Source organism: Pseudoalteromonas sp. CNAT2-18.1, from assembly GCF_022347865.1.
GTDB classification, from domain to species: domain Bacteria; phylum Pseudomonadota; class Gammaproteobacteria; order Enterobacterales; family Alteromonadaceae; genus Pseudoalteromonas; species Pseudoalteromonas ruthenica.
The window spans coordinates 423,859-435,230 of record NZ_JAKRFR010000003.1 but is presented as its reverse complement, the minus strand read 5'-3'; the positions used below and the strand labels follow the sequence as shown (position 1 = coordinate 435,230).

General features: G+C 48.9%; 8 protein-coding genes. All 8 read right to left on the bottom strand.

Features of this window, described 5'->3' with window-relative positions; translation table 11 throughout:
* Positions 1 to 22 precede the first annotated feature (22 nt).
* On the bottom strand, positions 23 to 2,545 hold the full coding sequence (locus MHM94_RS08800; RefSeq protein WP_235419257.1) for an EAL domain-containing protein: 2,523 nt from the start codon (positions 2,543 to 2,545) through the stop codon (positions 23 to 25).
* 355 nt (positions 2,546 to 2,900) lie between these two features.
* Entirely contained in the window at positions 2,901 to 4,187 is a 1,287-nt protein-coding gene (purD, locus tag MHM94_RS08795) for a phosphoribosylamine--glycine ligase (protein ID WP_045980565.1), read from the bottom strand.
* 12 nt (positions 4,188 to 4,199) lie between these two features.
* On the bottom strand, positions 4,200 to 5,021 hold the full coding sequence (locus MHM94_RS08790; RefSeq protein WP_045980566.1) for a class I SAM-dependent methyltransferase: 822 nt from the start codon (positions 5,019 to 5,021) through the stop codon (positions 4,200 to 4,202).
* Positions 5,022 to 5,131: 110 nt separating this feature from the next.
* A complete protein-coding gene (gene purH / locus MHM94_RS08785) occupies positions 5,132 to 6,718 on the bottom strand; it encodes a bifunctional phosphoribosylaminoimidazolecarboxamide formyltransferase/IMP cyclohydrolase (protein ID WP_022945340.1) in 1,587 nt (528 codons plus the stop codon).
* A gap of 211 nt (positions 6,719 to 6,929) precedes the next feature.
* Entirely contained in the window at positions 6,930 to 7,220 is a 291-nt protein-coding gene (fis, locus tag MHM94_RS08780) for a DNA-binding transcriptional regulator Fis (RefSeq protein WP_010374122.1), read from the bottom strand.
* A gap of 26 nt (positions 7,221 to 7,246) precedes the next feature.
* Complete coding sequence (dusB, locus tag MHM94_RS08775) at positions 7,247 to 8,212, bottom strand: tRNA dihydrouridine synthase DusB (protein ID WP_045980568.1); 966 nt, start codon at positions 8,210 to 8,212, stop codon at positions 7,247 to 7,249.
* Between the two features lie 263 nt (positions 8,213 to 8,475).
* Positions 8,476 to 9,354, bottom strand: coding sequence for a 50S ribosomal protein L11 methyltransferase (gene prmA, locus MHM94_RS08770; RefSeq protein ID WP_130148751.1), 879 nt, complete (start codon positions 9,352 to 9,354; stop codon positions 8,476 to 8,478).
* A gap of 62 nt (positions 9,355 to 9,416) precedes the next feature.
* Positions 9,417 to 11,258 carry an RNA polymerase sigma factor RpoD gene (gene rpoD, locus MHM94_RS08765; RefSeq protein ID WP_022945343.1) on the bottom strand — a complete coding sequence of 614 codons (1,842 nt, stop codon included), beginning with the start codon at positions 11,256 to 11,258 and terminating at the stop codon, positions 9,417 to 9,419.
* Positions 11,259 to 11,372: the final 114 nt, after the last annotated feature.

Here is an 11,372-nt window from a genome sequence, read left to right as displayed (position 1 = left end):
GTCAGCGCGTATGGTAGCAAACCTAGGCTAGACTGTCGTTGCTCCATTGCTTGTGCTGCTGCAGCCATGCATTGTAATCGGCAATATTCATGGGTTTAGCATACAAATAGCCTTGTGCCGTATCCGCACCATAATGGCGTAGCAAGTGAGCGATTTCTTGCGTTTCAACGCCCTCAGCAGTGACCTTTAAGCCAAGGTTATGGGCCATCATAATAGTCGTGTTTACAATCGCTTGGTGGTGTTGAGAATGCGCCAATGACATAACAAAGTATTTATCAATTTTAAGCTCCGCGAAGGCGTATTTAACGAGATACTCGAGCGATGAGTAGCCAGTACCATAGTCGTCTAACACGACGTGGACCCCCAACTCAGCAAGCCTAGCAATAAGGGCTTTAAGCGCTTCTGGGTCATCAACAAGGGCTGACTCTGTCAGTTCCAGTTTCAGCTGTGTAGGAGCCACCCCATGCTTATTAAGGATGTCAGCAAGCTTGTGGGTAAAATCTGCAATATGTATGTCTCGGGCACTGAGGTTGACAGATATACGCTGCCCTTGCCACAGCACTCCTTGCGCAGCGATATCTCTGCAAGCGCAATTAAGAATCCACAGGGTCAGCTGATTGATCAACCCCGTTTGCTCTGCCAAATGAATAATATCTTCAACGGTAAAATCACGGCTTTGTTGTTGGGGCCAGCGCAGCAGCGCTTCAGCGCCGCATACTTGCAGAGTTTGCAGATTAAGCTGCGGCTGGTAATAAAGGCACAATTCATTGTTGTGCATGGCTTGCTGCAGTGCAGTGGCCCGTTGTAACTGGCTGACATCGTTGTTGTCATCCACTGAGAATATACGATGCCGGCCAGCAGGGGCTTTTTGTACGCACTGGCAAGCTTGCTCTATTAGCTGTTTAAAAGGCTGCGAGCTTTGCTCAGCAGCGACAGTAGCAAGAATGTAACTAGGCTTAAGGCGTAAATCGGCCACACTCAACTCGGCCTGTAACTGGCTAAGCAAGTGCGGCAGTCGCTGACGCTCGAGTGTTGCCGCAGGCTCTGCGCTGAGCACTGCTAAGCAGCCGTTGTTAAGCTCAGCCACGGTTTCTTTGCTGCTTGAGTGAATGCGATAACAGCGAAGCGCCTTAGCGTGTTCACTGAGCGTTGCTGCAATACTTTTGAGCAGTTGCGAGCTACTTTCGATGCCAATGGTCTTCTGTAGGTTTTGAAAGTTCGCCATATGCACGATGCACAGTGTGAAACTGCGACGTTGATTTTGTAGTTGCGCAATCCGGCGCATCAAGGTGGTGTAGGTTAGTAAGCCACTGTGGCTATTATGAATGGCGTAATACAGTGATTTCTTACGTTGATAGCGTACTCTATCGGCCAGTGCTAGGGCCATCAGGGTAATTTCAATTAAGCTGCCAAATAAAAAAGCATGACGGGTTAGATAGCTGTATTCAATAACACCGGTCAATTCTAACGGCTGGATGGCGGCGGCACATAACAACGGAAACCACGAAAGTACGTAATATTTAGCCCACCGAAAACCACTGATAAGCTTTTTGAAAATTAGCCAGAAGCAAATGATGTACAGCCCCGGCATGGTCATAAAAAATATCGGTGCGCTATAAAATTCCGGTAAAAACAGGCTGAGCACGCACAACAACAGCAAAAGCTGCAAATAACCTAGCGCCACGCGATACGGCTTGCCTCGGTCTTTGTGATAACGCAAAAACATAACGCAAAACCCCAGCGTGGTAATGGCGATGGCGTAGTTAAATAAAATGACTTGGTGGTGAAACCATTGCTGCCATGACGTGGGCCATAAATAAAAGCCATAGCCGAGCACGATGCCGAGCAAGGTCATCACCGCAAGAATATAGCCCACATAGAGCAAATACACGCGATCGCGAATGCTGAAGTATAAAATCAAGTTATACAGCGCGGTCATTAATAACACGCCAACATATACGCTCCACAACGAGAAAGTACTGCGGCTAAGCTCAAAAAAGGTCTGTTCGGAGTAAAGGTTGACTGGGGTTTTGCTTATGCCTGTGGTGTGTATACCAATAACCAGAGTATGTTGTTGTTGCGCCTGCAGAGTAAATGCATAGTGGGGCAGGGCATATTCAAGCTGGCTTAAATCGCGGTGGTGGTCGCCCAATTGCACGCTATGTTGCACTTGGCCTGCTTCATCAAGGTGATACACTAGCAAATTATCGACCATGGGGTTATCAAAGCGGGCAATAAGCGATCTTGGCTCAGTTTGGTTATTGGTAATAGTTAAACGTAGCCAATATTGCTGTGTACCAAATTGCCAAGGAACCTGTTGCCATGACCCTGCAGTGAAGTCATCAAAATGCTTTTCATGAAGCGCTGAAAATGTGACCGCTTGCGGGAGCACCATAAAACTTGGCTCCACTGTTAACCCTGGTTCATTGCCCAGACTGTGGGGTGAAGACTGAGTAATATTGGCGGCTAACACACCGGCGATAAGCACTAGAGTGGCGAGCAAACAAGCAGCAAGTACGTTAAATAAATCCAGCCGTGGCAACAAAATGCAATACTTTCTTCTAGTTTAGATGGTCAAAGTGTAGCAAAGCACAGAAAAATGGACGGATTAACGCCCAGTTACTTTGCGGTACCAGGAGTTTAGCTAGATGCAAAGGTAGAGGTGTTTACACTGGGCTACGATAACGCTTGATACTAGTTACAGTGAAGTAAGTGAATAGGGAAGCGCCTAGTGAGGAGACAATCAAACTGGCGAAGAACGAGCGCAAGTCGAGCATTTTGTGTCCATTTCTTAGGACTTCATAAAAAAGCGAGGCATTTAGCCTCGCTTGATATGTACGGTTATTAGCTCTTAACCCTGTTTTGAACGAAGGTTCTCGGAACGAAGGTTCTCGTGGGGGTTAAGTACGCTCGCGACGAATGGCGTGGTGAGCGATATCGGTGCGGTATTCAACACCGTCCCAGTTAATCTCTTTCACCAACTCATACGCACGTTGTTGCGCCGCTGTTACGGTATCGCCTAGCGCTGTCGCACACAGCACCCGGCCCCCGGCAGTGACGATGTCTTCACCTTGCTGCTTGGTGCCTGCATGGAAGACTTTTTCGCCCTGTGGGTAATTTACCTTTAGACCGGAGATAGCATCACCTTTAGGGTAAGAACCTGGATACCCTTTCGCTGCCAGCACCACGCCAACGGCGGCGCGTGGGTCGAAGTTAATTTCTGTGCGATCCAGTTCTTGACGATTCGCAGCTTCAATCAACGACACTAGGTCTGATTGCAGACGCAGCATAATGGGTTGCGTTTCTGGGTCGCCAAAGCGGCAGTTGTATTCAATGACCTTAGGCGTGCCATCGGCGGCAATCATCAGCCCTGCATACAAAAAGCCGGTATACGGATGACCCTCTGCTGCCATACCTGCTACGGTTGGGTTGATCACTTCATCCATAATGCGGTTGTGAATTTCTTCACTGACCACGGGGGCTGGAGAGTAGGCTCCCATGCCACCGGTGTTCGGGCCTTTATCACCATCATAGGCACGCTTATGGTCTTGGCTGGTGGCAAAAGGTAGTACGTTCTTACCGTCAACCATAACGATAAACGAGGCTTCCTCGCCTTCTAAGAACTCCTCGATAACCACGCGGCTACCCGCCTCACCAAAGGCATTGCCTGCGAGCATATCGCGCACAGCAGCCTCGGCTTCGGCTTCGGTCATCGCCACAATAACGCCTTTACCTGCGGCCAAGCCATCGGCTTTGACCACGATAGGAGCGCCTTGCTCTTTAATGTAAGCAAGCGCGGGCTCGATTTGCTCAAAAGTCTTGTAGAACGCCGTTGGGATATTGTGGCGTGCTAAAAAGTCTTTAGTGAATGACTTAGAGCCTTCCAGTTGGGCAGCGCCTTGTGTCGGCCCGAAAATAGCCAAGCCTTGTTCGCGAAAGGCATCGACCACACCAATCACTAGCGGTGCTTCAGGGCCGACAATGGTCAGTTCAACCTGGTTTTCTTTGACGAAAGCGATAAGCGCATCGATGTCTTCGACACCAATGGCGACGTTTTCTAGTTTTGGCTCCAGGGCGGTGCCAGCATTACCTGGCGCGACAAATACTTTTTCTACTTTGCTTGATTGAGCGGCCTTAAACGCAAGTGCGTGTTCGCGGCCGCCACTGCCAATGACAAGTACATTCATGGCGTAAAAATCCTATTGCGGTTTGATGAATTTCAGCGTCATCCGATCGCTTTCACCAATCGCCTCATATTTAGCGCGGTCTTCATCGCCTAGCGCTAAACGCGGTGGCAATGTCCACACGCCACGAGGATGGTCGGCAAAATCATTCGGGTTTGCATTGATTTCACTTTTCGCAGCGAGTTCAAATCCGGCCTGTTTAGCCAGCTCAATCACCCAACTTTCTTTAACATAGCCTGAGCGTTTCGCTTTACCTGCATCGCGGCTTTCGGGTAAGCGGTGATCAACTACACCAAGTACGCCACCGGGCTTTAAGGCTGCATAAAAGGCTTTAAAGGCATCTTTAACGCCTTGTTCGTCTTTTTGCATATACCAGTTGTGCAGGTTTCTGAATGTCAGCACCATGTCGGCGCTTCCTTCAGGAGCGATGCTATGATGTGTGCCAGGCGCAAACTCACTGAGTTTAACGTCGCTGTAGGCACTGTCGCTGGCAAGTTTATCTTGGAAACGGGTCAGTGAGCGTTGGTAATACTCAACATCGCTATCAGCAGGGAAGTGGGCGGCGTAAAAGGTGCCTTCACCTTTCATCGCAGGGGCGATAATATCGCTGTACCAGCCGCCACCAGGCCAGATCTCAACTACGGTCATCGACGGTTCGAAGCCAAAAAACGCCAAGGTTTCCACCGGGTGGCGATATTGGTCGCGACTTTTTGCTTGCTCGCTACGCAAATCGTTTTGCGCGGCATCGGTGAGTGCTTCGGTGCCACTGGTTGCAGCACAAGCACTTAAAGAGACAGCTAAAGCAGCGCTGAGCGCGGTTTTCAAGCCTAGTTTCATAATCTAATCCTTGCTGTTGTTTTTGGTATTTAGTGCCAACATAACAGATTGATTTGAATAGTCTACGAAAACACGCCAGTACAAATTATGCACTGGCGTGGTTAGCGGTTTTAGTGGCGGAAGTGGCGCATGCCGGTGAATACCATGGCCATGCCTGCTTCGTCTGCAGCGGCGATAACTTCTTCATCGCGCATTGAGCCACCAGGCTGAATCACGGCAGTGATACCAGCCGCTGCTGCGGCGTCGATGCCATCACGGAACGGGAAGAAGGCATCCGAGGCCATGACCGAGCCTTCAACCACAAGGTTTTCGTCAGCAGCCTTAATACCGGCGATTTTCGCCGAGTAAACGCGGCTCATTTGTCCGGCACCCACACCAATGGTCATGCCGTCTTTGGCGTATACGATGGCGTTCGATTTAACAAACTTAGCGACCTTCCAGCAGAACATTAAATCGTTTAGCTCTTGCTCGGTAGGTTGGCGCTTAGACACAACTTTTAGCTCTTCTTTGGCCACCATGCCTTGGTCGCGGTCTTGCACTAAAACACCGCCATTAACGCGCTTAATATCCACAGCGGTGGTTTTATCTTGCCACTGGCCACACTCTAGTAGGCGTACATTTTGTTTTGCCGAAACGATTTGCGCTGCTTCTTCGCTGATGCTAGGCGCAATAATCACTTCCACAAACTGGCGCGCAACGATGGCTTCTGCGGTATCACCATCAAGTTCACGGTTAAAGGCAATAATGCCGCCGAAAGCGGAAGTTGGGTCGGTTTTAAAGGCGCGGTCATAGGCGCTAAGGATGTTTTCACCGACCGATACGCCACATGGGTTGGCATGTTTGACGATCACACACGCTGGCGCATCGAATTCTTTTACGCACTCAAGGGCTGCGTCGGTATCAGCAATGTTGTTGTATGATAGCGCCTTGCCTTGTAGCTGCTTAGCGGTGGCCACAGAGGCTTCGCTAAGGTCATTTTCAACGTAAAACGCCGCATCTTGGTGCGAGTTTTCACCGTAGCGCATGTCCTGCTTCTTGGTGAATTGCATGTTGAAAGTGCGTGGAAATTTAGTCTCAGCCGCCGCTTCCTCGGTGTAATCTGGCACCATCTTACCGAAGTAGTTGGCGATCATGCCATCGTACTGAGCGGTGTGCTCAAAAGCCGCGATAGCTAAATCAAAGCGCGTGGCGTGGGTGGTTGAGCCTTGGTTGGCTTTCATTTCGTCGATCACGCGTGTGTAATCACCCGCATTCACTACGATGGTCACGTCTTTGTGATTTTTCGCTGCTGCGCGCACCATGGTTGGGCCGCCGATATCGATATTCTCAACGGCGTCTTCAAGGCTGCAATCCGCTTTAGCAACGGTTTGTGCAAAAGGATATAGGTTCACTACAACCATATCGATGGCATCGATGTTGTTGTCGCTCATCACCCCTTCATCTTGGCCGCGACGCGCTAATATGCCACCGTGGATTTTCGGGTGTAGGGTTTTTACGCGACCGTCCATAATTTCTGGATGACCGGTGTGGTCAGATACTTCAGTGACCTTAATGCCGTTGTCAGCAAGCAGCTTGCAGGTGCCACCGGTAGAAAGAATGTCAACGCCTTGAGCGGCTAATTCGCGAGCGAATTCAACGATACCCGTTTTGTCAGACACACTGATAAGTGCGCGACGAATTGGACGATGTGTATCCATGGTTGTTTTGATTACCTCAATGAGTGAAAGCTTGCCTAGGCTTACGCCTTGGGGTTAGGCAAGGGGACTTGCTTAGAATCCCTTATTTTAAACAATGATGGTGCTTTTGTATAACACCAGACCAGGTGTAGCGCTGGTCATTTTCGCGTATGGACGAAAATAAAAAAGCACCCGAAGGTGCTTTTAGGTGCAGCTTAGCGCTGCGTATTCATTAGTTCATGCCGTACTTTTTCAGCTTCTTGCGTAAAGTACCACGGTTGATACCTAGCAAGATGGCCGCACGCGTTTGGTTGCCACGTGTGTAAGTCATTACTTCTTCTAGAAGCGGTGCTTCTAGTTCAGAAAGAACAAGCTCGTATACATCTTGTACGTCCTGACCGTTAAGCTGCTTTAAGTAGTGGTGAACAGCTTTTTTAACAGCGTCGCGAAGAGGCTGTGGTTTCTCTTGTGACTGAACGTGAGCGTTAGTAATAAAAGGAGAAGTCACATTTTGTTCAAACATCGTTGTATTGTCTCTTTCTTTCTGGATTAGCAATAAGTTTCAAAGTACTCATTAAGCGCTTCCACCTGCTGTTGAGGTGTTTCTAGCGCATTGAATACTCGCCTAAACTGACCGTTTTCGTCATGAGCGTGCAAATACCATCCAACATGCTTGCGAGCAATCCGCGCCCCCATGGGCTCACCGTAAAATTGATGCAGATTAGTTAAATGCTCCATCAATATGCTGCGTACTTCGCCTAATTCAGGCGGCGCTAGCAGCGTTCCGGTTTTTAAATAATGATCGATTTCCCGGAAAATCCAGGGGCGACCTTGGGCGGCTCGGCCAACCATGATGGCATCTGCGCCCGTATACTCTAAAACCTGTTGTGCCTTATGTGGCGATGTAATATCACCATTAGCCACCACAGGAATTGACACTGAGCGTTTCACGGCTCTAATCGTGTCGTATTCAGCATTGCCTTTATACATGCACGCACGAGTGCGTCCATGGACGGCAAGTGATTGAATACCATTGTGCTCAGCAATAGCTGCAATCTCGACGCCGTTGCGATTATCCACATCCCAGCCAGTACGGATTTTCAATGTGACGGGCACATCCACCGCATTAACCACCGCTTTAACGATGGCTTCGACCAACTCTGGATATTGCAGCAACGCAGAGCCTGCAAGCTTTTTATTCACTTTTTTTGCCGGGCAGCCCATATTGATATCTATGATCTGCGCGCCATTGGAAACGTTAAATTGTGCGGCTTGCGCCATAAGTTCAGGGTCGGCACCGGCAATTTGCACGGAACGAATACCTGACTCACCACTGTGATCCATACGGCCCATGGATTTAGCTGTACGCCAAACCTTTGGGTTGGAAGACAACATCTCGGAGACCGCGAGGCCTGCACCTAATCGACGACAGAGTTGTCGAAAAGGGCGGTCGGTTATCCCAGCCATGGGAGCGACCATTAAGTTGTTTTCTAACTGGTACGGACCAATTTGCACAGCGACTCAATTCACCTCGTTTCAAGGGGCGCTAAGTTTACGGTTTTTTGCGCCAAAATCAAAGGCTATAAATTGAACAAAAGTGCTTTTTTTTTAAACTTTTCGTATTGACATTTGGTAACGAGCTGAGGGAGTGATTTTTTTGTTCGTTTTGTGAACACAGGCCCGTGAAAGCTTACTCTGCGGGGTGTTGATGATGCGTAAAAAGTGTAAAAAAGTCGCGCAGGGACAATTGTCCGCTGCGCAAATAGTGTCAGCTGTGGTTACTTTTTAACCCCGCTGATGCGCACCCAATCCCCTTCTTGTTCGATAGGGGAGAGGCTTACTTGCTGGTCATAATGACTGGCTACCGATTGCGCTTGCTCAGCCAGCACTCCGGATAGCGCGATGTCACCGCCGGATTTTAGCAAGCTGAGAATCACTTCATTAAGTTCACGCAAGGGCTGGGCAAGAATATTAGCAACCACCACATCAGCTTCAAGATGAGGTTGGTTTTGTGGCAAATACACCTCTAGCTGTTCAGCAACACCATTACGTGCGGCGTTGTCTTGACTGGCATCGAGGGCTTGCTGGTCGATATCTATACCGATAACGCGGGCAGCACCTAACTTGATGGCCGCAATACCCAAAATACCGGAACCACAGCCAAAATCGACCACAGTTTTGCCGCTTAAATCGAGGCCTTCTAACCACTTTAAGCATAGCGCGGTAGTAGCATGGGTGCCGGTGCCAAAGGCCAGACCTGGGTCGAGCATAACATTAACCGCACTGGGGTCTGGCACATCGAGCCAGCTTGGGCAAATCCATAAACGCTCGCCAAAGCGGATAGGGTGGAAGTTTTTCATCCACTCTCGTTCCCAATCTTTGTCTTCAAGTTGCTCAATTTTATAATGAAACTGCTCTTTCAGCTCAGGCTGTACTTTTAGGTAGTCAACCACGGCTTGCATATCGTGGTTGGCCTCAAACAGGCCAATCACTGTGGTTTCTGCCCAGTATTTTACTTCCCCGGGCTGGGGTTCAAAAATAGGCGTGTCTTTAGTGTCCATGAAGGTCACCGATGGACAACCGATGTCCATAAGGTGATCACTAATGGCATCAGCCGTTGACTCGGTGGCACGAATGCGGATTTGGATCCAAGCCATTGTAAATCCTCGTTAAAAAAGGCCGCTAAAAAGCGGCCTTGATGTAGTGTGTAAGACGCGGCTTATTTGCTGGCGTCTAAGAAACTCTTCAGCAGGTCAGAGCGCGATGGATGGCGTAACTTACGCAGTGCCTTCGCTTCGATTTGACGGATACGCTCGCGAGTAACGTCAAACTGCTTACCCACTTCCTCTAGGGTGTGGTCGGTATTCATGTCGATACCAAAACGCATACGTAGTACTTTTGCTTCGCGGGCTGTCAGGCCTGCCAGTACTTCGTGAGTCGCGCCTTTAAGGCTTTCCATAGTCGCTGAATCGATTGGCGAGTCAATGGTGGTATCCTCAATGAAATCACCTAAGTGCGAATCTTCATCGTCACCGATAGGCGTCTCCATTGAAATCGGCTCTTTAGCGATTTTTAATACCTTACGAATCTTATCTTCAGGCATTAGCATGCGCTCAGCCAGTTCTTCAGGGTTTGGCTCGCGGCCCATTTCCTGAAGCATCTGACGCGAGATACGATTGAGCTTATTAATGGTCTCAATCATATGTACCGGAATACGAATAGTACGCGCTTGGTCAGCAATCGAACGAGTGATTGCCTGACGGATCCACCAAGTTGCATAAGTTGAGAACTTATAACCACGGCGATATTCAAATTTATCTACTGCTTTCATCAAGCCGATGTTACCTTCTTGGATCAGATCCAAGAACTGCAGACCTCGGTTGGTGTATTTCTTGGCAATTGAAATAACCAGACGTAAGTTTGCTTCAACCATCTCTTTTTTCGCACGGCGGGCTTTCGCCTCACCAATACTCATACGACGGTTGATGTCTTTAATACGCTCAATGGATAAACCGGTGCTTTGCTCAATCTGTTTTAGCTTATTGATGCAACGTTCAATTTCCGGTTTAAGCTCGCTTAATTTCGCTGAGTAGCTCTCGCCTTTGGCGATTTCGGCATCAAGCCAAGAGGCATCGGTTTCGTTATTAGCAAAATGCTTAACGAACGTTTTCTTTGGCATTTTAGCAACTTGTACCGCTTGCTTCATGATGATGCGTTCTTGCACACGCACTTTATCCATCATTGCACGCATGTTGTTAACCATGCGATCAAATTGCTTCGGTACTAGTTTGAAGGTACGAAATAGCTCGCCGATCTCGATAATCGCGGCTTTAGCATCGGGATGCGAACGGCCTTTTTGCTCGAAAATCTCGCGTGCGCCAGTGTACAAGGCACGAAGCTTTTCAAAGTGCTCGCGCGCTTCTTCCGGATCTGGGCCGTTATCGGTTTCTTCTTCATCATCGTCATCGCTGTCAGCATCATCGTCTTCGTCATCGAGCTCTTCTTCGCTCAATTCAGAACCAATGTGTGTGGCAGAGATTTGTGTTTCGTCCTCGTTGGGATCGAAAAAGCCAGTGATGATGTCGCTCAAGCGAATTTCTTCGGCTTCGAACATGTCCCACTGTTCAAGTAGGTGCGAGATAGCCTCTGGATATTCAGCAACAGAAATCTGTACTTGGTTGATGCCTTCCTCAATACGCTTGGCGATATCAATTTCGCCCTCACGAGTAAGTAGCTCAACCGTCCCCATTTCACGCATATACATGCGCACAGGGTCCGTAGTACGACCGATCTCTTTTTCTACCGTTGCCAGGGCTGCAGCCGCAGCCTCTGCTGCGTCCTCATCCGTGGTCGTTTCAGCCATCATTAATTCATCGGCATCAGGGGCAGACTCGCTGACCTTAATACCCATGTCATTAATCATGCTGATAATGTCTTCGACCTGATCCGAGTCAATGATGTCTTGTGGAAGGTGATCGTTCACTTCCGCGAATGTAAGATAACCTTGCTCTTTACCTTTCTGAATCAGAAGTTTTAGTTGTGACTGAGGAGTTGGATCCATAGAGATTTGCTCTTCCACCCTGATAAGTTGATACAACAGGCGTCAGCTTAAGAACCTAAGCTGGGAGCCCCAAGCCGGTTTGACGCAGTGAATTGCGTATTATAACAGACCGAG

Coding starts and splice junctions, on each gene's coding strand:
- fis (WP_010374122.1), bottom strand. CDS start 7,220: ATGTTTGAACAAAATGTGACTTCTCCTTTTATTACTAACGCTCACGTT.
- rpoD (WP_022945343.1), bottom strand. CDS start 11,258: ATGGATCCAACTCCTCAGTCACAACTAAAACTTCTGATTCAGAAAGGT.
- purH (WP_022945340.1), bottom strand. CDS start 6,718: ATGGATACACATCGTCCAATTCGTCGCGCACTTATCAGTGTGTCTGAC.
- purD (WP_045980565.1), bottom strand. CDS start 4,187: ATGAATGTACTTGTCATTGGCAGTGGCGGCCGCGAACACGCACTTGCG.
- MHM94_RS08790 (WP_045980566.1), bottom strand. CDS start 5,021: ATGAAACTAGGCTTGAAAACCGCGCTCAGCGCTGCTTTAGCTGTCTCT.
- prmA (WP_130148751.1), bottom strand. CDS start 9,354: ATGGCTTGGATCCAAATCCGCATTCGTGCCACCGAGTCAACGGCTGAT.